The sequence below is a fragment of the Burkholderia sp. 22PA0099 genome, assembly GCF_047497165.1.
Classification (GTDB): Bacteria; Pseudomonadota; Gammaproteobacteria; order Burkholderiales; family Burkholderiaceae; genus Burkholderia.
The window spans coordinates 919320-943382 of the sequence record NZ_CP163164.1; the positions used below are offsets into that span (position 1 = coordinate 919320).

A 24063-nucleotide genomic window follows, 5' to 3' on the forward strand; every position below is an offset into this window, starting at 1 on the left:
CCGTCACCGGCCCCGCGCCGTAGGAGTCTTTCCATGACCGTCACCGTCCTCGATCCGAAAACCGCCCTCGTCGTCATCGACCTGCAGAAGGGCATCGTCGCCCTGCCCATCGCGCATCCGGCCGCCGACATCGTCGCGCAATCGGTCAAGCTGCTCGACGCGTTCCGCGCGAAGCAACTGCCCGTGGTGCTCGTCAACGTGGCCGGCATCCCGCCGGGCCGCAACGAACAATCGCACGGCGGCGGCGCGCTGCCGCCCGACTGGGCCGACCTGATCCCCGAACTGAAGCAGCAGCCGAGCGACCTGCTGGTCACCAAGCGTTCGTGGTGCGCGTTCACCAACACCGATCTCGACGCCAAGCTGAAGGCCGCCGGCGTCACGCAGATCGTGCTGTGCGGCATCGCCACCAGCATCGGCGTCGAATCCACGGCGCGCGTCGCCCATGCGCTCGGCTACAACGTCACGCTCGTCAGCGATGCGATGACCGACCTGAAGGCCGAGGCGCACGCGCACAGCTTCAGCACGATCTTCCCGCGCCTCGGCGAATCCGGCACGACGCAGGACGTCATCGCGCTGCTCGACAAGCACGGTGCCTGATCGCCGATCCGGCGCCGCAGCGCAGGACGCAGCCCCGGCCGCGTCCGCGCGCCTCGATCCGGCCATCTGGAAGGTGTGCGCGGTGGCGACGCTCGGCTCGCTGCTCGCGCAACTCGACGCCACCATCGTCAACGTCTCGCTGTCGGGCCTCGCCCACGCGATGCACACCCGCCTCGCGACGATCCAGTGGGCCACCAGCGCCTACCTGCTCGCGCTCACGCTGGCCTTGCCGATGAACGGCTGGCTGGTGGACCGGCTCGGCGCGAAGCGCGTCTATCTGGTCTGCTTCGCCGCGTTCACCGTGACGTCCGCGCTGTGCGGGCTGGCGTGGTCGGCCGGTTCGCTGATCGCGTTCCGCGTGTTGCAGGGCGTGACCGGCGGCCTGCTCGCGCCGATGGCGCAGATGACCATCGCGCGCGTGGCCGGCGCGCAGATGGCACGCGTGGTGGGCTATGCCGCCGTGCCGGTACTGCTCGCGCCGGTGCTCGGCCCGGTGCTGGCCGGCGCGCTGCTCGATTACGCGTCGTGGCGATGGCTGTTCCTGATGAACCTGCCGATCGGCGCGCTGGGCCTGGTGCTCGCGGTGCGCTTCCTGCCGGCGGACACCCCCACCGGCGAACCACGCCGGCTCGACTGGGCCGGCTTCGCGTTGCTGTCGCCCGCGCTGGTGCTGGTGCTGTTCGGCTGCGAACGCGTCGCCCGCCCCGAGGGCGCCGCTTCGCTCGCGGCGGGCGCGCTGCTGATCGCGCTGTTCCTGCGCCATGCGCGCCGCCTCGGCGCGCACGCCCTGATCGATCTCGCGGTGTTTCGCCGCCCGGTGTTCGGCCGGGCCGCGTTGACGCAATTCGTCTGGAACGGCGCGTTGTTCGTCTCGCAGATGCTGGTGCCGCTCTACCTGATCGACGGCGTGGGCCGCTCGCCCGGCGAAATGGGCTGGCTGCTCGCGCCTACCGGCATCGGCCTGATGATCGCGTTTCCGTCGATGGGGATGCTGACCGAACGTTTCGGCATCCGATACGTTTCGGCCGGCGGCGCGCTGCTCGCGCTGCTTTCTACGCTGCCGATGGTGTGGATGCCGCTGCATGGCTTCGGCCTCGCGGTCATGCTGGCCTCGCAACTCCTGCGCGGCATGGGCCAGGGCGCGATCGGCGTGCCGACCATCACGGCCGCCTATGCGTCGGTGCCGCGCGAGACGCTGCCGATGGCCACCACCGCGCTCAACATCGTGCAGCGGCTCGGCGGCCCGGCGCTGACCACGCTGTGCTCCACCTTGCTGGCCTGGCGGCTCGCGATCCCGGCCGCGGGCGACGGCGCGAGCGCGCATGCGCCCGCCTACGCGTGGGGCTTCGCGATGCTGGCCGCGCTGTATGCGTTGCTGTTCGCGATGGCGCTGCGTTTGCCGGTACGGGTGGCGAAGCGGGCCGACACGCGCGCCTGAACCGGCCCGCGCGAAGCCATGGCGGCAGCGCAAGCTTCACGCCGCCTCGTGTATCGTGGCGGCGTACTCGCCATTCCGGAAGCCCGATGATCCCGATCCGCCCGCGATCGATGCCCGCCAGCACGTCACACGGGGCCGTGCGCCTTCTCGCGCTTGCCCTTGCCCTCACTCCCGCGCTCTGCCATGCCGACAGCGGCAGCCCAGGCGGCACCCGGCTGTTCACCGTGCTCGCGCTGGCGGCCGGCTGGCTGCTGCTGACCGTGTTCCTGTTCACGAAGCTGCGCCGCGCACGCCCGCTCACGCGTTATCTCGCGACCGCGCTGTTCCTCTGCGCACCGCTGCTGGGGCTCGCCATCACCTATCGCGGCATCATGGCGACCGGCCCGCAAGGCGCGACGCGCGAGGCCGATGCGCCGGTGCAGATGGGTGGCGCGACGTTCCCGGCCGGCAGCCACGTGCAAACGCGCGTCGCCAACGGGCAGCCCGCCGCGATCACGAGCGAACGCGCGGTAGCGCTCGGCACGCTGTCGATTCGCGGCATCGAACATCGCAACGGCGATGCCGGCACCGTCTACCGCGTCACGCTCGCCTTCGATCAAAGCCTCGACGGCTGGCCCTGCGCGGCCATCAGCGAAACCGGCACCCGCGTCGACGTGAGCGACCCGCACGCGCCGACACCGCGCCTGCTGCAATGCCAGCTCGCGAAAACGGTCAACCTCGGCGACATCGCCTGGCCGCCGGCCACCGTCGTCGAACGTGCGCCGGACGGCGCCGGCTGGACGCTGCGCTGGTCGCTCGAAACCTACTCGCAGGTCGGCTACGCCAAGGGGTTCTCGTTCAACGTGAATACCATGTCGGGCAACTACGACGCCGCGCGCAAGCTCACGGCGTGGCAAGGCCGGCTCGCGGTGGACGACGATGTCGGCGTGGGCAGCGTGACGTTCGCCGCCAATCCGCAACCCGCGCTGCGCTGGCAACGCGATGACAACAGCGTGCAGGTCACCGGGCAACGCGCGGGCGCGCCCGCCCAGGCGACCGAAGCCTGCGTGAAGGTGGCGGCCCGGCCGCTGCGCTATCTGCCGTGCTCGGGCAGCGCACCGGCCAAGACGCCGTAAACGGCAATCGGGCAGCCGGCTCGTGACCGGCTGCCCGATTGATCAGGATCGCCAAACGCCGCCGCGCTTACTGCACGGCCACCGCCTCGCGCGTCTTCAGCGTAAGCGTCAGGTTCGGCAACGCTTCGGCTTCCGCCTTGACCCGCGCCGCGTGCGACAGCCGCCGATAGCGCGCCAGCGCCCACAGCGGGAAATACGCCGTGTAACCGTGGTACTTGAGGTAATAGATGCGCGGGAAACCCGGCGCATTGTGCGAACGGTGCCACCAGAAGCCGTCGTCCTGCTGCACCGACATCAGATAGCGAATGCCGCGCTGCACCGATTCCGATTGCCAGTCGCCGAACGCCATCTGCGCGAGCAGCGCCCAGGCCGTAAAGTTCGATGCGCTCTCGCCGCCGTTGGTGCCGGCCAGCGCCGGATCGATATAGCTGTCGTTGGTTTCGCCCCAGCCGCCGTCGGCGTGCTGCCGCGCGCGCAGCCATGCCAGCGCCCGCGCAATGTAGGGCTGCGAAGGATCTTCACCGGCCAGCGCCAGCCCGGCCAGCACGCTCCAGGTTCCATACAGATAGTTGGTGCCCCAGCGGCCCCACCAACTGCCGTCCGCGCGTTGCGCGCCCTTCACGTATTCGATCGCACGCCGGAGCGCCGGTTTATCCTCGTCGCGGCCGGTCACGCCGAAGCACAACAACACGCGGCCCGACACATCCTCGGTCGGCGGATCGAGCAGCGCGCCGTGATCGGCGAACGGAATCAGGTTCAGATAGAGACGATCGCAATCGGCATCGAACGCGCCGAAGCCGCCGTTGCGCGATTGCAGGCCGCGCATCCAGTCCAGCCCGCGCGCCACACCCTGCTCGTACGGGTTGTGGCCCGTGCTGCGCGCCAGCGCGCGGCCGCGCTGATGCAGCATCGCGGCCACCACGGCGCTGTCGTCGATGTCGGGGTAATACGGGTTCTCGTACTGGAACGCCCAGCCCCCCGGCGGCGTCTCGGCCGGCGCGTTCTCGATCCAGTCGCCGCGCAGCTCGGTCACCTGCTTGCCGGCCATCCAGTCGTAGGCGGCGGCGATCTTCTCGTTCAGTTGTGCTTCGGAAACTCGCGGATCGGCACGCGTCTCGGGCACCGCGCGCGCCTGTTCGAGCGCCATCGTGGCCCAGGCCGTATCCCACACCGGCGAGAGGCACGGCTGGCAATACATGCTGCCGTCGGGGCGCTCGACCAACAGCTTTTCCAGCGCGCGCTCGCAGTCGCGGCGCAGCGGATGATCGTCAGGATACCCAAGCGCATCCATCATCTGGTAGCTGTAGACGATCGGCGGGAAGATCCCGCCCATGCCGTCCTCGCCGTTCATGCGCTCGGCGCACCACGCCTCGGCGTGACGGATCGCGCGGCGGCGCAGCGCCTGCGGGATCAGCGCATCGGCATGGCGCACGGTGCGATCGATGCCGAGAAACAGGTTGCGCACGAAACCGCCGCGCGTGAAGTAATGGCGTTCCTCTTCGGGCGCGACCACGAACAGCTCGCGGATCGACACGTTGCGCGGGTTCTTCGCGCGCGCCTTCAGCGAACACAGCACCAGCAGCGGCACCATCGTCGTGCGCGCCCAGTAGGCGACCTTGTACATCGAGATCGGCACCCACTTCGGGAACAGCACGAACTCCACCGGCATGAACGGCGTGGCGCGCCACGGCACCTGGCCGAAGGTGGCCAGCAGGATGCGCGTGAACACGTTGCATTTCGCCGCGCCGCCGAGCTTCAGGATGCATTCGCGAGCGAGCACCATGTGCGGCGCGCTCTCGCTGTCGCCGGCCGCCTTCAGCGCGAAGTAGGCCTTCACGCTGGCCGAGACATCGGGTGCGCCATCCACGTAGAGATCCCAGCCGCCGTGGGTCGACAGCCGTTGAATCCCGCGCAGGTAGATCGCCATGCGGGCCTGCCGCGCGTCGTCGATCTTCCCCATGAAATGCATCATCAGGATGTATTCGGCGGTGATCGTCGCGTCGGATTCGAGTTCGAAGCACCAGCTGCCGTCGGCGTCCTGGCGCTGCGCAAGGGCGTCGCGGCCGCGCAGGATCGCGGCATCGAGCATCGATGGCAGAGGAAGAGCGGAATTTTTCATCGGCCGGATCATACCATCCAGCCGGATTGTTTGGATTTGACAGCCGATGTTAAGATGCGCGGATGAATTCCTCCCGGCCTTCCGCGCCCGCCGCGCCGCCTGTCGACCCGGCCGCCGTGCCCGCCTCCTCGTTGCCCGCGCCGGATTTCGTATCCGCTGACGTTGCGCCTCGCGTGTCCGCAGCCGCATCGGCCGCCTCCGGCGAGCGCCCCGCCACCGACGACGCCCGCGGCAACCGCCGCAAGAAAGCCCCCGCCCACGTCCGTTCGCAGTTATTGAGTGCCGCCGCCGATATCGCGGCGGAACACGGCGTGCATGCCGTCACGCTCGACGCCGTGGCCGAGCGCGCCGGCGTCAGCAAGGGCGGGCTGCAATATCACTTCCGCAGCAAGCAGGCGCTGTTGGATGCGCTGTTCGCGCAGACCCTCGAACGTTTCGAGCAGCAGATGCACACGCGCATCGACAGCGACCCGCACCCGCAGGGCGCGAACGCGCGCGCCTATCTGCACGCGGCGATGGCCGAAGCCGCGCCCGCCGCCAGCACCAACCTGCTGCGCGTGCTGGTGTCGTCGATGATGACGGACCCGGACGCGCGCGAACGCTGGGCCGCGCCGATGCGCGAGATCGCGCGCCCCGATCCGCTGCCGCTCGGCGATGCCGCGCGTTTGATGATCTGCCGGCTCGCCGCCGACGGCATGTGGATTTCCGAATTGCTCGGCTATCAGAACCTGTCGCCCGACCTGCGCGAGGAAATCGTTCGCCAGCTCGAGGCGATGACGATGGACGGCGCCTGAGCGCCACGCACACGCCCTTCCCCTTCCCGCTTTCCCCCTTTGACGGAGTAACACGATGCCTTCCCCGATCCCGTTCGACACGATCCGCGCGATCGCTTTCGATTTCGACGGCGTGATTCTCGATTCGGTCTGGATGAAGGTGAACCTGTTCTTCGAGTGCTACGACGAGCCGATCAGCGAGACGCAGCGCGCCGACATGCTGGCCCATCTCGTGCATCACGGCGGCGTGGGCCGCGTCGCGAAGTTCGCGCACTACGAGCAGGTGATCTTCGGCCGCGTGCCGGACCCGGCTATGGTGCAAGGGCGCGCGCAGCGCTACAGCGAGCTGCTGATGGAGCGCATCGACAGTTGCCCCGAGTTGCCCGGCGCACGCGCGTTCCTCGAAAGCCGGCAGGGCGCGCTGTCGCTGCACCTGATTTCCGGCACCGCCGACGACGATCTGCAGCGCATCACGCGCGAACGCGATTTCGCACGCTATTTCCGCAGCATCGTCGGTTCGCCCACCACCAAGCCCGATGCGTTCGCCGACGTGCTGCGCCAGGGCGGCTGGCAGCCGGCCGAGGTGCTGGCGATCGGCGATTCGTTCACGGAATTCGACGCGGCGCGCGGGCTCGGCATGCCGTTCGCGGGCATCGTCGCGCCGGGCGAGGAAAACCCGTTCCCGGCCGACGTGCCCGTCTATCAGGACATGGCCGCGCTCGATGCGGCCTGGGATGCCGCCAACTGATCAGCACCGCTGACGAAACACCGCGCACGGCTTAAACACTCGCACATTCAGCCCCGGCCCCGCGCCGTGCGCGCCTCGATCGCGCGCACCACGGCGGCCATGTCCTCGCCGCCGTGCCCGAGTGCCAGCGTCTCGTCGTACAGCGCGTGGCAGGTATCGAGCAGCGGCGAAGCCAGGCCCGCATTGCGCGCGGCCTCGGCGGCCAGCTGGTTGTTCTTCAGCACGTCGGCGATCGACGCCTGCACCTCGAAATCCTCGCGCACCAGCTTGTCGATCTTCACGCGCGACACGGCGCTGGCCATCGGGCCGGCGTCGAGCACGGCCTGAAACTGCGTCAGGTCCAGCCCGTAATGGCGCGCCAGATGCGAGGCCTCGGCCAGCGCCGTCACCATCGGAATCAGGTAGCTGTTGACGGCCAGCTTCATCAACAGGCCCGCCGGCACCGCGCCGCATTCCACCGCCTGATGGCACATCGGCGCGAGCAGCGGGCGCACCACGGCCACGTCGTCCGGCTCGCCGGCCAGCATCGCCACGAGTTGCCCCGCCTCGGCCGGCTTGCGCGAACCCGACACGGGCGCTTCGACGTAACGGCCGCCGGCCGCGCGGATCTCGGCGTCGAGCGCGCGCGAATACTCGGCCGACATGGTGCCCATCTGCACGATCAGGTGCCCCCCCACGCGCTCGCCGAACGCGGGCGTGCCACGGCCGAGCACGGCGTCGAGCGCGGCGTCGGTCGCCATCATCAGGATCACTATCTTTGCGCTGCGGTAGACCTCGTCGACCGTTTCGGCCACCCGCGCGCCCGCTTCGCGCAACGGTTCGCAGCGTGCCGGCGAGCGGTTCCACACCACCAGTTCGGTGCCCGCGCGCGCGAGGTTGAGCGCCATCGGCTGCCCCATCACGCCGATCCCGACGAATCCCACGACTTCGCTTGCCATGCCTTGTCTCCTCGATATGCATCGTTGAAGCACGCCGCACGATGCGGCGCGCGACGTCGGGCGGCGGGGAAGGTACGCGGAGCGCGTGCCGGCGCGCGAGAAACGGCGGGGCGGCACGGTGGCGGAGCAGGCTGAAGCAGGCGGAGGAAACACCCCGGCAGCGCGGCGGCCGGGTGGGCAGCGGCGGCGGGTTCGATGGCCCGGATCGGCGCACGTCGTCATCTCCGCGCACGATCGTGTCGCGCGCGTCGACGCTCATCCTAGCAATTCGCCGCGCGGAAGCAAGCACGGCAGCGCATGGCGGGCCTGATCGGGCAGGATGCCCGGTGCCGTCATGCGCGGGCAGGTATCAGGCAGAAGCGCCTTCGCTGCGCGGGCGAGCCTGAGACAGCGGTGCCTTCGCTGCACGGGCAAGCATCAGGCGGCGGCGCCTTCGCTGCACGGGAAAGCCCCAGGCACCCGCGCCCTCACTGCACGGGCGAGCCTCAGGCGGAGGCACCCTCACTGCACGGGAAAGCCCCAGGCAGCCGCGCCCTCACTGCACGGGCGAGCCTCAGGCAGCGACGCCCTCACTGCACGGGAAAGCCCCAGGCAGCCGCGCCCTCACTGCGCGGGCGAACCTCAGGCAGCCGCGCCTTCGCTGCACAGGCGAGCCTCAGACACCCGCGCCCTCGCTGCACGGGAAAGCATCAGACAGCGACGCCCTCGTTGCACGGGCAGCCTTCAGGCGGCCGCGCCCTCGCGCGCGTTGCGCGCTTCGTAAGCCTTCAGGTGGTTGTAAGCCACGCGCAACAGCTTCAGGCCGCCATCGTCGGCCGGCGCGCGCGCGAGCAGATCGCCGATCACGTGATCGGCCTCGACGCGCGCGTGGTTCTCGACGTCGCGCAGCATCGAGGCGGTCATGCTCGATGCGGTGAACAGCATGCGGCGCGCGCGCTCGTGCAGCGATTCGCCGGCCGGGAAGCCGTTGTGCGCGGCGATGGCGGTCACTTCGCCGAACATCGTTTCGAGCAACTGGCGGCCGTCCGGCGCGGCCAGGATATCGCCCACCGAGCCGCGGAACAGCGACGTGGATGCGGCCAGCGTGGACAGGAACATCCACTTGTCCCACATCTTGGCGACGATGTCGTCGGCCGGCAGCACGTCGAAGCCGGCGCCCGAGAACGCCTCGGCCACGGCCTGCGTGCGCGGCGTGAGGCCGCCCGCCAGATCGCCGAAGCCCACCGCGTGCGCATCGTTCAGGTGAACGATGTGTTGCTCGGCGTCGAGCGTGGCCGCGATCATGCAGAGGCCGCCCATCACGTTCGCGTCGCCGAAACGGGCCTTCAGCACGTCGATATGGCGCATGCCGTTCAGCACCGGCAGGATCGCCGTGCGCGGGCCGACGAACGGCGCGAACGATTCGATCGCGTCGTCCAGGCCATACGATTTGCAGCTCAGGAAGATCAGGTCGAACGCGCCGGCGCGATCGGCGTCTCCGGCCTGCACCGTCTTCACGTCGTGCAGCGTCAGGTCGCCGGCCGGGCTGCGGATCACGAGGCCGTCGCGCGCGAGCGCGCGGGCGCGCCCCTCGCGCACGAGAAACGTCACGTCACGCCCGGCCGCGGCCAGCCGCCCGCCGAAATAACCGCCCGTCGCCCCCGCGCCCACCACCAGAATCCGCATCGCCATCTCCTTGCCATCACGTTTCAGAAAGAGTGCCGGCCGCGCCGCCATACGGGGCGAGGCCGGGCGCGACGACTGTAGCGGAATTCGTGAAAGCGTGCCGGCGCGCGCGTGCGAAGCGCTGCGCGAGCGGAGGAATGGACGATGGTGCGGCGGGGTTTCGGCGGCGGGTGGCAGAGCCAGGGCTTCGGCGCTGGATGGCAGCACCGGGTGGCGGCGGGCTTCGGTGCCGGACTGCGGTGCCGGGCTTCGGCGCTGGACTACGGCGCTGGACTACGGTGCAGGAACTCTACACCATGGTCTCAACGCCGGACCTCAGCACCGAATCTCAGCACTCGGCCTCAGCGCCAGTCGAGCACCGGCCAACCGGCCTCGCGCGCCTGGCGTTCGAGCACCGGGTCGGGGCGCACCGCATGCGGGCGATCGACGCGGCCAAGCAGCGGCAGGTCGTTGTGCGAATCAGAATAGAAGCTCGCGCCGGCCAGCGCCTCGCCGGCATCGCGCAGCCACGCGTCGAGCCGCACGCTCTTGCCCTCGCGAAACGGCAGCACGCCGACCGTGCGGCCGGTGTACGCGCCGTCGCGCAGTTCGGGGTCGATCGCGATCACCGCGTCGATCCCGAAGCGGGCAGCAATCGGCTCGACCAGATGCGCGCCCGATGCCGAGATCACGAGCAGCCGGTCGCCGACCGTGCGGTGCGCCTCGACGGCGCGCCGCGCGTCGGCCCGCATGCGCGGCACAATCACGTCGTCGACGAAAGCCTCGACGGCGGCCCGCACCTCGCCGCCGCCACGGCCGATCAGCGGCGCAAGCGTCAGCGCCATGTAATCGCCCATCGACAGCGTGCCCGCGCCGTACGCGCGCATCATCTCGTCGCAGCGGCGCACGAACGCGTCGCCGTCGGCCCAGCCGAGCTCGGCCATGCGGCGGCTCCACAGGCTCGCGCAATCGCCGTCGATCAGGGTGTCGTCGAGATCGAAGATCGCCAGGGTCATGATGCGGTGTCCATCGAAAGAAGTCGGAAGGAGTCTGAAAGAAAACCACCGACGAACCGCCACGCGGGCGGTTCGTCATGCCAAACATTGCAACCGGATCAGCGCATCGCCGGCGCACCAGCCGCCGCGGGCGCGCGCGACGGCTTCGCGAACAGCCGATCGAGCCGCGCCTTCTCCTCGGCCGACGGGCGGATCGCGATCGCGCAGCCGACGAACACCAGGAAGTTCGCGATCAAGCCGACGATCCCGCTGGTCAGCGACCCGAGCGCGCGGATGTCGTCCGGATAGAGCGTGGTCAGCACGATTGCGATCGCGATGCCCACCACCATCCCCGCGATCGCCCCCTGCTTGTTGCCGTGGCGCGAGAAGATGCCGAAGAACAGCGGCACGGCGAGCTGGATGATCCCTTGATAGGAGATTTGCGCGAGCAGTTGCAGGCGGCTGTAGTTGAACGTCAGGTAGGCGATCACGGCCGCCGCGATGATGAACACCGCCATGCCGGCCTTCGACAGCACCATCAGTTGCTTGTCGGTGCGCGGCGCACGCCAGGTGGCCAGGTCGTTCGCGAACTGCGTGCCGCACACCTGAACGCAGCCGTCCACGTGGCCGATGCTGGCCGCGAGCACGATCACGATGGCGAGCGCCAGCAGCCACGGGCCGCCGATGTCGGCCAGCGCGACGAACCAGCCGTGCTGAGGGTTGGCCGCCACCTTCGGGTCGTGGCTGGCCGCCGCCGCGAACAGCATCAGGATGCAGTAGAAACCGCCCACCAGCAGCATGGTCAGCAAGGTGCCCTTCTTCACGGCGCGCACGCCGCTCGCCGTGTAGATGCGCTGGAAGCTCATCGGCCAGCACATCGAGCCGATCACGCCGGTGAAGATCAGGCTGAACATGTACCACGGCCCGTAGGACGTGCGCGCGTCGCCCGGGATCAGCAGCATCTTGCCGGTCAGTTGCGAGAGGTTCGAGAACGACGCATGCGGGCCGGCCAGCAGCAGCACGCACACCACCGCGCACACCACGTAGGCGATCAGCCCCTGGAACATGTCGGTCATGATCAGGCCGCGCATGCCCATGCTGACCGTCCAGTACTGGCGGATCAGCACCACGGCCACGCCCACCGCCAGGCAGGCCGTGACGGTCCATTGCCCGAAGCTGGCGAACTGGAACAGCGTGGCGAGCGCCTGGATGCCCATCACCACCCACGGGAACACCGAGATGATGCCGATGATCGACGCGATCCGCTTCACGGCCGGGCTGTTGAAGCGCATGCCGAGCAGGTCAGGCTGGGTGGTCAGGTTGAACTGGCGGCCCCAGGTCCAGGCGCGGTTCGCCATCAGGTACATGGCGGTCACGCCGAGCGTGGCGTAGACCATCCCGTAGAAGCCCAGCACGCCGCCCACCGACAGCGCGAAGAACGCCGTGAAGGTGGAGCCGGGCCACCACGAATTGGTGTAGCTCATCGCCACGTACCACGGCCCGTACGAACGGCCGCCCACGGCGTAATCGGCGAACGTGGTGCTGCGCCGGTTGGTGGCGTAGAGCACCGCGATCATCGCGGCGAGAAATACCACGATGGTCCCGAACGTGATGAACGGGTTGCCGCCTCCGGTCAGTTCGCTCATGCCGCTTCTCCTTCGTCGGCCAGTTCGCCGGTCAGCCCTTCCGTCACGTAAAGCGCCCAGCAGCCGAGCCCCACCAGCACCGCGTTCGCGATCCAGTAGAAGATCGGCAGCGGCACGCCGAACACCAGCCGCGTGCTGCCGCTCACGCCCAGATACAGCGGCGGGAACAGCGCCATCATCAACAGCAGGAAAAAGTAGATGCCGAACGCAACGCGGATCGCGCCGCGCTTGCTCGACGCCTGCGTGGATTCGAATACCGTGCTCATCGCCCCACCTCCCGATTCGCCGCACGCACCGGCGCGCCGCCGAAATTTAATACGGATAACTGAATGACTGACATGCCGTTTCACCCTGAATTTCGCCACCGGTTGTCGATTCGCCGCGCGCCGCGCGGCGCCGTTCGCCCAGGCCCCGCCCCCAATCAAGCCTGTCTCAGCCACGTCTCCCATCGGGAATCCTGCATCACGGCGCGGGCGCGCATGTGCTTCCAGGTTCCGTATTTATGAAAATCGAAATCGATCGTCGATACCGCGCGCTGCACCATCGCCCAGGTGGACCACTTCAGGTCGGCCAGCGCCTTGTAGAGCTGCACGCGCGCGATCTCGCGCGCCGTGGCGCGGCCGAAGTAATCCTCGATCAGCGCCAGCTCGGCATCTTCATCGAAGAACATCTCGCCGAACCACAGCGCCAGCTCGTAGTGCCGATCGTTGTTGGACGCGTATTCGAAATCCACCAGCATGATCTCGCGCGCCTCGTTGAGCATGAAATTGCCGGCCAGCGTGTCGTTCATGCATGGCGCGAGATCGATGCCCGACGCCGCCAGCGCCTGCCGCGCGCGCCGGAACTGGCGGCACAGCCACGCATGGTCGGGCGGCGTGACGGCGTGCAGCGTCTCGACCTGGTGCTGATGCTCGTCGATCATGTCGAACGCGGTCTTGGTTTGCGCGAGCAGCGGCTGATCGTTGAACGCCTTCAGCGCGCGCAGCGCGTTGTGACGGATCGTGCCGTCGGCGAAATCGAGATTCGACGACGCGCGCCAACCCTCCATGAACGCGAACACCTCCACGCCGCACGATTCGAGGAACGCGAACACCGGCGCGCCGTAACCGGAATCGGCGGCCTTCACGCTGGCCTCGTGCGCGGTGCGCCGGTCGATGAACATCTCGGTGCCGCGCCCCGGCACCTTGAAGAAATACGCGGTCGGTTCGCGCTCGACTTCCACGCGCCAGTTCGCGTTCGAGATGCCGCCGCCCACCGGCGCGTAGCGCACGCGGCGGCCGTCGTCCCAATCCGGCACGCAGCGGATCGCCGCCTCGATCGCGTGTTCGCCCGCAGAGCGGGCTTCGCCCAGCGTCATCATGAGGTCCGCCCTCCCAGCATGCGCAGCCAGCCTTCGAAACGCGCATCGTGAATCGCCTGCCGGCAACGCAGCAGCGTCCATTGCGCGAGCTTGGTGAATTCGAGCCGGCGCGGCGAGGTCGCGCCGAGCCAGAGGCCCCACAACGTCCAGTACCAATCGTCGGCGATCGCGTAAAGCCGGCAGCGCGCGTAATCGGCCTCGTCGCAACGGCCGGCCCACAGCGCGATGCCGTCGCGCCACTGCGCGTCGAACTGCGCCAGCTCGTTGAGCGTGGTCGCCACGTCGTACCACGGGTCGCCGATCCCGCCGCGATCGAAATCGATCAGCAGCATCGCGCCGTCGGGGCCCACCATCACGTTCGACGCCACGCCGTCGCCATGCAGCGGCACGCTGTCGGTGCGCGCGCCGTCGAGCACGGCGCAGGCGAGATCGACGCATTCGTCGAGCCACGCGTGGCCGGCGGGCAGCGCCACCGCATCGCGCACGCACAGCGCGCGCAGCGCCACGAGATCGGCCGCCAGCGACCGCTCGAAGCCCGGCGACGGGCCGCGATGCACCGCGCGCTTGCGTGCCCAGAGCCGCGCCAGCGGTTCGGGCGCGGCCAGATCGTCGATGCGCGCCCAGCGCCAGGCCTCGGCCGGCAGCGCATCGAACAACAGCACGCCGCGCGCCGTGTCGGCCACCTGCAACGCCGGTGCCGCGCCCGCCTCGGCGGCGGCCCGGCTGGCGCGCGCGCTGCATGACGCATCGACCAGCGGCCGCGCATCGTCGTGCAACACCTTCGCGTACCAGGTCGCGCCGCCCTGCTCCACCGTGAAGCCGGCCCATTCGGTCGCGAGCCGCATCGGCGAGGCCACGCCGGCAGTGCCCGCGACGATGCGCGCGTCGGCGCCGATGCCGGCTTCGGCCAGCGTGTGCGCGAGCCGCAGCAGTTCGGGGGTTTCGTTCACCATGGCGGCCCCGCTCGGCGTGCCGGCACGGCCGACAGGCACAGCCGCTCCAGCAGGGCTTCGAGCATCCGCAGGCCGGTGTGCAGATCGGCGTCCTCGGTGAATTCCGCTTCGTTATGCGAAACACCGCCGCGGCTCGGCACGAACAACAGGCAGGCGGGCACGACGCGGCTCAGGCTGATCGCATCGTGGCCGGCCACCGTCACGCTGTCGGCCGAACGCAGGCCGAGCGAGGCGCTGACCTCGTGCGCGAGCGCGGCCAGCCCGGCGTCGAGCGCGAGCGGCGCGCGCAACTGGCGGCTTTCGATTTCGACACGCGTGCCGGTGTGCGCGGCGATCTCGGCCAGCGTCGCGTCGAAGCGCTGCGCCGCGCCGTCGAGCAGGTCGGTCGAGGCCGAGCGGAATTCGACATGCAGCGTGGTGCGCGACGGCACCACGTTCGGCGAGTTCGGATAGATGTCGAGGCGGCCGACCGAGCTGTGCATGCGCTCGCCGTGCCGGCTCGCCTCGGCGTGCACCGCCGTCACCACCTGCGCCGCCGCCAGCAGCGCGTCGCGCCGCTCGGCCATCGGCGTCGGGCCGGTATGGCTCTGCTCGCCGTCGAAGCGCACGCGCAGCTTCAGCGCGGCCCAGGTCGAACCGACCACGCCGATCGGCACCGCGTCGCGTTCGAGCCGCGCGCCCTGCTCGACGTGCATCTCGACATAGGCGGCCAGCGGCAGGTCCAGCATCGTGTCGCCCAGATAGCCGATGCCGGCCAGCGCCTGCCGCAACGTCACGCCCTGCGCGTCGGTGCAGGCCAGCGCGGCGTCCACCGTCATCGCGCCGGTGAATGCGCTGCTGCCCGTCAGGCTCGGCTGGAAGCGCGCGCCTTCCTCGTTGGTCCAGTCCACCACGGCCAGGTTGCAGGCCGGCCGCACGCCGGCCGCGCGAAACCGCCCGACGATCGATGCCGCCGCCACCGCGCCGGCCAGCACGCCGTATACGCCGTCGAAGCGGCCGGCGCTCGGCTGGCTGTCGAGATGCGAGCCGCACAGCACCCACGGCGCGGCCGGATCGAATTCGGCCAGGCCGAACAGGTTGCCGACCCGGTCGACGTGCACCGCGAAGCCGTGATGCGCGAGCCAGTCGCGCAGCAGATCGCGCACGCGGCCGTCCTCGGCCGAAGCGGCGAGCCGGTGCAAACCGCCCGCGTGCGTCGCGCCGATGGCCGAAGTGGCGCGGAACAGCGCGTCGAACGCGCGCGCCGTGTCCGCGCCCGGCGCATCGAGCGCACCGGGCAGATCAGGGGTGAAGTAGGTCGACATGGTCCTGTTCCAGGCGTTGACGATAATCGTCGGGCGGCGGCCGGTTGGTGACCAGCGCCGAGACCGCGACGAACGGCAGCGTGTTGATGAACGTGCGGTGTCCGAACTTGCCGTCGTCGGCAAGGATCACGCTGCGCACGCAGTGCTCCACGAGGGTCCGGCGCAACATTGCTTCGGGCTCCTCGTAATCCATCAGGCCGAGGTCGAGATCGACGCCCCCGATGCCCATGAATGCGATGTCGTAATGGAACTGCCGCGCGAAGGCCAGCGTGTGCGGGCCGACCAGCGCGTTGTCGTTGCGGCGCACGTCGCCCGGCGTCACCACCACGTGGTTGCTGCTCTGCTGCGTGACGAGCATCGCGATGTCGAGCGAATTGGTGACGATGCGCAGCCCCGCGAAGCGCGTCAGCGCCTGGGCCAGCGCGAGCGTCGAGGTGCCGGTGTCGAGAAACAACGCCATGCCGTCCTGCACCAGTTGCGCCGCGCATTCGGCCATGCGCGCCTTCGCCTGCGTGCGGACCCGGTTGCGCACCTGCAGCGGCTGCTCTTCACTGAGCTTCGGCAGGATCGCCCCGCCGTGAATGCGGCGCAGCTTGCCGAGCGATTCGAGGTACTTGAAATCGCGGCGGATCGTTTCCTCGGAAACGAGCAGCGACGCGGCGAGATCGGCGGCTTTCACGCGCTGCTGCTGGCTCAGGAGGCGCAGAATTTCTTGAAGGCGGGGCTGATTCAGCATGGGAAGAACGGTCTCGGTCGCGGGAATGCCGCCAGTGTAGCGGGGGCCGCGCACCCGCACGGCGTGGCCGCGAGCGGCGGCGCGATGCGCGCGCGCCGGGGCGCGGCAGGCGCCGAACGCGTCGCACACGGAGCGCGGCGCGGCGGCGGTCGAGATCGAGTTCGCGCGGTACATGGCGGCCGCCTTACGCGCCGAGCATCGGCGGCAGCCGATGATCCCAGGGCGCGATCGCCTCGAACGCCGCGCAAAACTGCAGCACCGCGCCATCGGCGTGACGCGGCCCCACCACCTGCATGCCGATCGGCAGGCCCGCCTCGCTCCAGCCGCACGGCACGTTCGCGGCGGGGTGGCCCGACAGGTTGAACGGGTAGGTGAACGGCGTCCACCGCGCCCACGGCACGGCGCTGCCGCGCGTGTCGAAATCGGCCGGCGCGATGCGCTCCGCCTCGAACGGCAGGATCGGCAGCGTCGGCGTGATCAGCAGGTCGTAACGATCGAACAGCGCATGCACCTCGCACGCGAACGCCGCGCGCTGCTGCACCGCCGCGAGATAGGCCGCCAGATCGTAGCTCGACGCGCGCTCGATCAGCGCCGCGAAGCCCGGTTCGAGTTCGGCCATTCGATCGCGCAGCGTGTTGCCGTAGACGATGCCGCGCCCCGCCACCCACAGCGCCTCGAACGTCGGCAGCGGATCGCGCCAATCGAGCGTGGGCGTGTCGATCTCCACCGGCAGCGTGCGTGCGATCTGCTCGACGGCGGCGGCAACCGCACGCGCCACTTGCGGATCGACCTCCACGCCGAACAGCGTCGGGCAGAACGCCACGCGCAGCGGCGGCAGCGGTGCATCGCAGCGGGCGGCATACGATTCGCCGGGCGCGGGCAGCGCCTGGTGATCGCGCGAATCGGGGCCGGCGAGCACGTCGAACAGCAGCGCGCTGTCGCGCACGGTGCGCGTGATCGGCCCGGCATGACTGAGCATTTCGGTGGCCGACCACGGCCAGGTCGGAATCCGGCCCAGCGAGCCCTTCAGCGCGAACGCGCCACAAAAACTACCAGGAATCCTGACCGATCCGCCGCCGTCCGAGCCGAGCGCGGCCGGCACCATGCGCGCGGCCACCGCGATCGCCGAACCGGAACTCGAACCGCCGCTGGTCAGCGCCGGGTTCCACGGGTTGCGGCCGTCGCCGAACACGCGCGACAGGCTCGCGCCGCTCCAGCCGAACTCGGTGGTGGCCGTCTTGCCGATCAGGATCGCGCCGGCCGCCTTGAGGCGGCGAATGATCGGCGCGTCGTCCGACGGCACGTAATTTGCAGAAGTCAGCGAGCCGCGCGTGGTGCGCAGCCCGGCCGTGGCGAACAGATCCTTGATGCCGAACGGCACGCCGTGCAGCGGCCCGCGAAACCGGCCCTCGGCCGCTTCCTTCGTCAGCGTGTCGGCGTAGTCGGCCGCCGCTTCGGCGTACACGTCGCCGAACGCGTTCAATGTGGCATTGTGGGTTTCAATCGATTTCAGGCAATGCTGCACGAGCGCGGACGGCGTCAGGCCGCCCGACCGAATATCGGCGGCGGCAGCACTGACGGTCGGCATGAAATCGTTACGGTATCGGGGATTCATCACGGGATCGAAGCAAGGCCCGGCAACCCGGGCGATGCGATCCATTACAGGCAGGCCAATAAATGATGTCAAGCCCGTTTTGTTGTATTTGTTGATTTTGTGGAATTGGTGCAGCGCGTGGTTTTCGCCTGCACGCTCGCGGGGCAGGCGCACCGTCATGACGAAAACGGCCGGCGTGCTTGCCACGCCGGCCGTTGCGAGGTCTGACGAATTCGCGTGGAAAAAGCGGAGCGAGCCGCGCGCACCGGCGCGGCCCGCTCCCACGCTCAGAACCGGTGCACGACGCCCACCCCGAGCGCCACCTGGCTGCGCGACGAAGCCGGCGTGGCGGCGAAGCCGTCGCCCAGCGAAGGCGTGGCGATCACGACCTTGCCGGTGCTCGACAGCGTGTCGCCGTTGGCGCGCTGGTACGACTCGACCGCGTAGAGGCCGGTGCGCTTGGACAGGCTGTAGTACTGCGACATCGAGAACTGGTGATACTGCGCGGCGTTCGCCACGCCGTTGGCAAGCGTGGCCCGCGTATAGCTGTAGCCGCCCGCGAAATCCCACGACGACGACGGGTGGAAATGCAGCACCGCGCCGGCCGTGTTGAAGATCGCCGTGTTGCGGAACGACGAGCCCGCGCCCGGGATGTACTGCACATTCGAATAGGATGCCGAAACATCCCACGCATCCGAAAAGCGGTAGCCGCCCGTCACGGCGAAGCGCTGCTGCGCCTGCGCCGTCTGGTAGCCGTTGTTGATCGCCGACACGGCCGTTTCCGCGCCGCCGTTCGAGGTGGTGGACGATGCGCCCCACGCGCCGCCGCCCGGCGTCGAATTGTTCACGCGCTGGAACGCCGCGCCGATCCCCACCGGCCCGTTCGCGTATTGCAGGCCCGCGCTCCAGGTCGAGCCGGCGTTGACGCTGCCCGGCACGCCGCCTAACGCATAGGACGCGGCGAACGTGAAGCCGCCGAGCGTGGGCGACTGATAGACCAGCGAGTTGTTGGCGCGGTAAATGTTGTCGAGCGAATCGATGTCACCCGGATGCGCGCCGAAATAACCGGTCAGCCAGGTGGTCGGGCTCCACGGCGACAGAATCGTGTAATAGGCCGTGTATTGGCGGCCGGCGGTCAGCGTACCGAAGCGCGCATCGGTCAGGCCCACCCACGATTGGCGCGTGAACATCCCGCCCGTGAATTGCGAGGTGCCGTTCGCGGTGTTCACGCCCGCTTCGAGCGTGAAGATCGCCTTGGTGCCGCCGCCCAGATCCTCGCTGCCCTTCAGGCCGAAACGGCTGCCGGCCCACACGCCGGACGTCATCTTGGTCAGCGAATGGCCGCCCGAGGTCGAGCCGAGCGAGGTGGCGCTGTTCTGCCAGGCCAGGCCGTTGTCGACGATCCCGTACAACGTCACGCTGCTTTGCGCGTGCGCGCCGGCGGCCACGCCGCCGAGCAGGCACGACGCAATCAAGGTCTTCTTCATGATTAGTAATCCTACTTTTAGTTGACGGAAAAACCTGTACTGCGAAACCCCGTTGCCAAGCTCAGTCGATCAACCGATCAAGCGAGCAAACCCAGCCAACGCGCCGCGCGCGCCAGCAACGCATCCACCGAATCGAACGTCTCGATGCCGGCGACCTGCGGTGCATCGCAGATGGCGAACACCGGCTTGCCCCATTGCAGCCCGAGCGCGATCTCGGACAGCGTGCCGAGCCCGCCGCCCACCGCGATAAGACACAGCGACGAGCGCGCGATCAGCGCGTTGCGCGTGATGCCGAGCCCGGTCGGCAGCGCGACGCTCAGGTACGGGTTCGCGCCTTCCGCGTCGTCCTCGGGCAGCAGGCCGATGGCGATGCCGCCGGCCCGATGCGCGCCGCGCGCGGCCGCTTCCATCACGCCGCCCTTGCCGCCGCCGACGATCGCCATGCCGGCCTGCGCCAGCGCATGCGCAATGGTTTCGGCCACCCGCAGTTGTTCGTCGGTGGCCGCGCGCGGGCCGATCACGCCGACCGGCATCAGCAGCCGGTTCGCACCGCGCTGGCGGGTCGCCAGTTCCGCGAGCGCGGCCTGGGCCGGCGCCGCGCGTTCAGTGTTGCCTTGGTCTGACAATCCATTCCCCTATTGCAAGCACACAGGTGCACAGCGCCGTCAGCAGGATCGACAGCACGGCTGCCTGCGAAAAATCGGTCTGTCCGTCGGACAGCTTCAGGTACATCAGCAGCGGCAGGATGTTGATCTGCGTGCCGGCCAGCGCCACGGCGGTGCCGTAGGTGCCGAGCGCGATCGCCGCCACCAGGCACCAGGCCGCCGCCATCGACGGCCACAGCTCCCGCCATGCCACGTCGATCCAGGCCCGCCACGGCCGCGCGCCGAGCGTCAGCGCCGCATCGAGCGGCCGGCGGTCAAAGTTCGCGAACGCCGGATACAGCATCAGCGCGACGCGCGGAATCAGGTAGTACGCATACGCGATCGCCAGCCCGAAGCTCGTGTAGATCACGCCGCCCACGCGCGACGGATCGGCCCCGAGCCGCGCGAGCAGCATCGTCACGAAGCCCGCGCGCCCGAAGCTCAGGATGAAGCCGTAGGCGATCACCAGGCCCGAGAACGCCAGCGGCACGCCGAGCACGGCCAGCGCGAACCGGCGTCGTGCCGGCGGCTGCCCGGCCAGCGCAATCGCCAGCGCCACGCCGATCGCGCTCGACAGCGTGGCGGTGGCCGCCGCCAGCCCGATCGAGCGCAGCACCGCATCGGCCACCAGCGGATCGCCGAGCACCGCGCCGAACGCACGGCCGCCGCCGTCGAACGCGGATGCCACCAGCGCCGCAAGCGGCAGCGCGAACGCGATCGCGAACAACACCGCGGCCGGCGCCGCGCCGAAGCGGCGCAACAGGCCCGCGTCGCGGCGTTCGATAGAGGTCGCCCGCGTCATTGGCCGAGCGTGGCCTGCGACCAGAGCTGGTCGACCTGCGCCTTCTTCGCGGCGGCCTTCACCACGTCGAGCGGGCGCACCTGCGGCGCGTTCGGCATCTTCGCGGCGACGTCCGGCGCGAGCGCCACGCCCGGCACGGCCGGGCGCACGTAGCCCTGCGCGAACAGCGCCTGCCCCGCGTCGCTCATCACGAAGTTCAACCACAGCTGCGCGGCCGACGGGTTCGGCGCGTTCTTCACCAGGCTCATCGCATACGGCGCCGACACGCTGCCGTCCTGCGGAATCACCACCTCGGCCGCGTCGCCCATGCCGTCGGCGTACTTCGCCTTCAGGCCGTCGTTCTCGTAGCCGATCAGGATCGGGATCTCGCCCTTGACGAACTTCGCGTAAGGCGTGGTGCCCTCCACGCGCAGCACGTTGCCGGCGGTCTTCAGTTTTCCGAAGAAATCGGCGCCCGGCTTCGGATCGTCCACGCTGCCGCCGTTCGCGTAGGCCGCCGCGAACACGTCCACCTGGCCCTGGCCCGTCGAGCGCGGATCGAGATACACCACCGCGTTGTGATACTCGGGCTTCAGCAGATCGGACCAGCGCTGCGGCACGTCCTTCACGAGCTTCCGGTTGACGAGGAACGCGATGTTCAGCGAATGCACGGTGAACCAGCGGCCGTCGGCGTCGCGAAATACCGGCGGCAGCTTGTCGAAGTTCAGCGGCTTGAACGGCGCGACCACGTCGCGCGCCTTCGCGTCGAGCGCGGAAGCGGCGAAGTAGTAGGCGGTATCGGCCTGCGGGCGGCGGCGCGACTTGTCGAGCGCCACCACGGTAGCCGCCGAGCCGATGTCGTTGTAGGTGATCTCCACCTTCGGATAGCGCTTGCGGAATTCGGCGAACAGCGATTTCCAGTTGGCCCACTCGGGGCCGGTGTCGAACGACACCACCAGGCCTTCGTCGGCCGCCTTCTGGTAGAGCGCGTCCTCGCCGGCATACAGCGGCGCGGCTTGCGCGGCGTGGGCGGTGCACGCGAGCAGCGTGCCGAGCGCGAGCGCGACGGCCCGCATGCGTTGGGTCAGGGCGAGTGCTGCGAACATCGGGATTCTCCGGGAGACGGGGTGATCGGGTTGGGGCCGCAGCGCGAAAGCGCGAGCGGCGGCGTGGTTCGGGTGGGAAGCGGCTTCACGCATTCGGCGCAACCGTCGGATTCGATGCCACCGGCAGCACGCGCAAATGACGCGGGTCGATCGCGATGCTGTGCCGCGCGACCTCGCGGCCCTCGCCGGCCAGCGGCGCGGCCGCGCCGTGCGGCAGGAAATCGTAGCGGTGCGTCGAGCCGAAGTAGCGCACCTCGCCGCACGCGCCGCGAATCAGGTTGACGCCGCCCGGCGCGGGATCGGCCTGCACATGCTCGGGCCTCAGCAGCAGTTCGACGGCGTCGCCCTCGCGATGTGCGCCGGTCGCGGCGCACAGCGTCGCGAAGCCCACGTCCACGCGATCGGTGGCCACCACGCGCCCGCTCAGGATCGTCGAATGGCCGATGAAGCGCGCCACGCGCGCCGAGGCCGGTTGCTCGTACAGCTCGCGCGGCGTGCCGACCTGCAGCACGCGGCCACCCTCGACGATCGCCACGCGGTCCGCCATGCTCAGTGCCTCGTCCTGATCGTGCGTGACGAACAGCGTGGTCGCGCCACAGGCGCGTTGCAGCGCGCGAATCTCGTCGCGCAACTGATGGCGGATGCCGGCGTCGAGCGCGGCCAGCGGCTCGTCGAGCAGCAGCACGCGCGGCTCGATCACCAGCGCGCGAGCCAGCGCCACGCGCTGCTGCTGACCACCGGACAACTGCGCCGGCCGCCGCTCGGCGTGGCTCGCGAGGCCCACGCGTTCGAGCATCGCGAGCGCCTGCCGGCGCCGTTCGGCACCGGCCACGCCGCGCATCTTCAGGCCGTAGGCGACGTTGTCGGCCACGCTCAGGTGCGGAAACAATGCGTACTGCTGAAAGACCATGCCCACCCCGCGCCGCCACACCGGTTGCGCGGCCACGTCCTCGCCGCCGATCGCGATGCGCCCGGCGTAGCCCGTCAGCAGGCCGGCGGTCAGGCGCAGCAGCGTGGATTTGCCGGAGCCGCTCTGGCCGATCACGGCCAGCAGTTCGCCCTGCGCGGCGGCCAGCGAGAGGTTCGCGATGCCGTGCGACGCGCCCGGGTAGGTGTAGCTGAGGTTGTCGAATTCGAGGCTCATGGCGTTACTTGATTCGTTGCACGGTGGCGACCGAGGCCAGCGTCGCGGCGATCGCGAGCACCAGCAGCACCACGGTGGCGGCGCAGGCGAAGCCCGACGCGCCGTAGAAGGCCTGCAGCAGCACTACCGGATAGTTGCGGTAGCGAAAGCCGGCGATCAGGTTCGAGATCTGGAACTCGCCGATCGACAGCGCCGCCACCATCACCAGCCCGGCGAACAGGCTGTGGCGCAGGTTCGGCAGCACGATCGTGAAGAACTGCCGGCGCGGCGTGGCGCCGAGCGTGGCGGCGCACGCTTCGAGCGTGGCCAGGTCGAGGTGGCGCAGGTCGGCGAGCAGCGTTTGCAGCAGGTAGGGCAGCGTCAGCACCGCGTGCGCGGCGATCATCAGCCACAGCGTGCCGAGCCACGGCAGCGTGTCGCCGCCGAACACGGCGATATAGCCGAATCCCAGCGTGAGCGCCGGCACCGCGATCGGCAGCAGCATCACGAGCCGCGCGGCCAGCCCGCCGCCACGGCGCGCGCGATGGTGCAGCGCGTAGGCGAGCGGCACGCCGAGCACGGCGTTCAGCGCGCAGCACGCGAGCGCCACCACGAAGCTGGTGCCGAACGCGCGGCGAAAGCTCGTATCGGCCGCGAGGTCCGCGTACCAGTGGCCGGTGAAACCAGTGGGCAACAGCGTGTTGGTCCAGCTCTGCCCGGTCGAGCCGATCACGAGCAGCGCGATCGGCAGCAGCAGGTACAGCGCGAACAGCGCCACCACGGCCCGCACCAGCACGCGGCCCGGCGACGGCGCGCGATTGCTGCGACGAATGGGAACACCAGCGGCGGCGGCCGTGGCTGGGGAGAAAGACATCGAGGCGTCCGTGGGCGAGCGGATGAAACGGCGCGAAACCTCGTTGAATCAGCAGCTTGGCTTCGCGATGACGGCCGCCAGTGTGCGT

Annotated in this window: 22 protein-coding genes; 5 read left to right on the forward strand and 17 right to left on the reverse strand. The window is 69.5% G+C overall.

What is annotated here, in order from left to right; all coding sequences use genetic code 11:
- Positions 1-33: 33 nt before the first annotated feature.
- The 3 genes from AB4851_RS04035 (at position 34) to AB4851_RS04045 (ending at position 3150) form a co-directional block, all read left to right on the forward strand.
- On the forward strand, positions 34-597 hold the full coding sequence (locus AB4851_RS04035; protein WP_414448537.1) for an isochorismatase family protein: 564 nt from the start codon (positions 34-36) through the stop codon (positions 595-597).
- Positions 590-2035 (forward strand): DHA2 family efflux MFS transporter permease subunit, encoded by a 1446-nt coding sequence (locus AB4851_RS04040; protein WP_414448538.1) that lies wholly within the window; start codon positions 590-592, stop codon positions 2033-2035. The genes AB4851_RS04035 and AB4851_RS04040 overlap by 8 nt, the downstream gene beginning before the upstream one ends.
- An 86-nt stretch (positions 2036-2121) precedes the next feature.
- Positions 2122-3150, forward strand: a complete 1029-nt coding sequence (locus tag AB4851_RS04045) for a hypothetical protein (protein WP_414448539.1) — start codon at positions 2122-2124, stop codon at positions 3148-3150.
- A 67-nt stretch (positions 3151-3217) separates the two neighbouring features.
- Here AB4851_RS04045 and shc read toward each other — a convergent pair whose 3' ends face one another.
- The gene (shc, locus tag AB4851_RS04050; RefSeq protein ID WP_414448540.1) at positions 3218-5281 is read right to left on the reverse strand and encodes a squalene--hopene cyclase; all 2064 of its coding nucleotides are present in this window, start codon (positions 5279-5281) and stop codon (positions 3218-3220) included.
- A gap of 161 nt (positions 5282-5442) precedes the next feature.
- Between shc and AB4851_RS04055 the strand changes: the two genes are divergently transcribed.
- Together AB4851_RS04055 and AB4851_RS04060 are read left to right on the forward strand one after the other, a co-directional pair.
- Positions 5443-6063 (forward strand): TetR/AcrR family transcriptional regulator, encoded by a 621-nt coding sequence (locus AB4851_RS04055; protein WP_414448541.1) that lies wholly within the window; start codon positions 5443-5445, stop codon positions 6061-6063.
- A gap of 55 nt (positions 6064-6118) precedes the next feature.
- Positions 6119-6790, forward strand: coding sequence for an HAD family hydrolase (locus AB4851_RS04060; protein ID WP_414448542.1), 672 nt, complete (start codon positions 6119-6121; stop codon positions 6788-6790).
- Between the two features lie 47 nt (positions 6791-6837).
- Here AB4851_RS04060 and AB4851_RS04065 read toward each other — a convergent pair whose 3' ends face one another.
- From AB4851_RS04065 to AB4851_RS04140, 16 genes are all read right to left on the reverse strand, one after another.
- Positions 6838-7728 carry an NAD(P)-dependent oxidoreductase gene (locus AB4851_RS04065; protein ID WP_414448543.1) on the reverse strand — a complete coding sequence of 297 codons (891 nt, stop codon included), beginning with the start codon at positions 7726-7728 and terminating at the stop codon, positions 6838-6840.
- 723 nt (positions 7729-8451) lie between these two features.
- Positions 8452-9393, reverse strand: coding sequence for a 2-dehydropantoate 2-reductase (gene panE / locus AB4851_RS04070; RefSeq protein ID WP_414448544.1), 942 nt, complete (start codon positions 9391-9393; stop codon positions 8452-8454).
- A 341-nt stretch (positions 9394-9734) separates the two neighbouring features.
- Positions 9735-10388: an HAD family hydrolase gene (locus AB4851_RS04075; RefSeq protein WP_414448545.1), complete on the reverse strand. Its 654-nt coding sequence runs from the start codon at positions 10386-10388 to the stop codon at positions 9735-9737.
- Positions 10389-10486: 98 nt separating this feature from the next.
- Positions 10487-12013 (reverse strand): sodium:solute symporter family protein, encoded by a 1527-nt coding sequence (locus AB4851_RS04080; protein ID WP_414448546.1) that lies wholly within the window; start codon positions 12011-12013, stop codon positions 10487-10489.
- The gene (locus tag AB4851_RS04085) at positions 12010-12279 is read right to left on the reverse strand and encodes a hypothetical protein (protein ID WP_414448547.1); all 270 of its coding nucleotides are present in this window, start codon (positions 12277-12279) and stop codon (positions 12010-12012) included. The genes AB4851_RS04080 and AB4851_RS04085 overlap by 4 nt, the downstream gene beginning before the upstream one ends.
- A 155-nt stretch (positions 12280-12434) precedes the next feature.
- Entirely contained in the window at positions 12435-13373 is a 939-nt protein-coding gene (locus tag AB4851_RS04090; RefSeq protein WP_414440837.1) for a phosphotransferase, read from the reverse strand.
- Entirely contained in the window at positions 13370-14326 is a 957-nt protein-coding gene (locus tag AB4851_RS04095; RefSeq protein ID WP_414448548.1) for a phosphotransferase family protein, read from the reverse strand. Before AB4851_RS04095 ends, AB4851_RS04090 begins: the two co-directional genes overlap by 4 nt.
- A complete protein-coding gene (locus AB4851_RS04100; RefSeq protein WP_414448549.1) occupies positions 14320-15630 on the reverse strand; it encodes a Zn-dependent hydrolase in 1311 nt (436 codons plus the stop codon). The genes AB4851_RS04095 and AB4851_RS04100 overlap by 7 nt, the downstream gene beginning before the upstream one ends.
- Positions 15608-16540, reverse strand: coding sequence for a DeoR/GlpR family DNA-binding transcription regulator (locus tag AB4851_RS04105; protein ID WP_414448550.1), 933 nt, complete (start codon positions 16538-16540; stop codon positions 15608-15610). Before AB4851_RS04105 ends, AB4851_RS04100 begins: the two co-directional genes overlap by 23 nt.
- A gap of 10 nt (positions 16541-16550) precedes the next feature.
- Positions 16551-17981 carry an amidase gene (locus tag AB4851_RS04110; protein WP_414448551.1) on the reverse strand — a complete coding sequence of 477 codons (1431 nt, stop codon included), beginning with the start codon at positions 17979-17981 and terminating at the stop codon, positions 16551-16553.
- A 266-nt stretch (positions 17982-18247) separates the two neighbouring features.
- A complete protein-coding gene (locus AB4851_RS04115; protein WP_414448552.1) occupies positions 18248-19447 on the reverse strand; it encodes a porin in 1200 nt (399 codons plus the stop codon).
- Positions 19448-19524: 77 nt separating this feature from the next.
- Positions 19525-19980, reverse strand: coding sequence for a TIGR00725 family protein (locus AB4851_RS04120; RefSeq protein ID WP_414449132.1), 456 nt, complete (start codon positions 19978-19980; stop codon positions 19525-19527).
- Positions 19981-20050: 70 nt separating this feature from the next.
- On the reverse strand, positions 20051-20893 hold the full coding sequence (locus AB4851_RS04125; RefSeq protein WP_414448553.1) for an ABC transporter permease: 843 nt from the start codon (positions 20891-20893) through the stop codon (positions 20051-20053).
- Entirely contained in the window at positions 20890-21978 is a 1089-nt protein-coding gene (locus tag AB4851_RS04130; protein WP_414448554.1) for an extracellular solute-binding protein, read from the reverse strand. The genes AB4851_RS04125 and AB4851_RS04130 overlap by 4 nt, the downstream gene beginning before the upstream one ends.
- 85 nt (positions 21979-22063) lie before the next feature.
- A complete protein-coding gene (locus AB4851_RS04135; RefSeq protein WP_414448555.1) occupies positions 22064-23122 on the reverse strand; it encodes an ABC transporter ATP-binding protein in 1059 nt (352 codons plus the stop codon).
- Positions 23123-23126: 4 nt separating this feature from the next.
- The gene (locus AB4851_RS04140; protein WP_414448556.1) at positions 23127-23975 is read right to left on the reverse strand and encodes an ABC transporter permease; all 849 of its coding nucleotides are present in this window, start codon (positions 23973-23975) and stop codon (positions 23127-23129) included.
- Between the last annotated feature and the right edge of the window lie 88 nt (positions 23976-24063).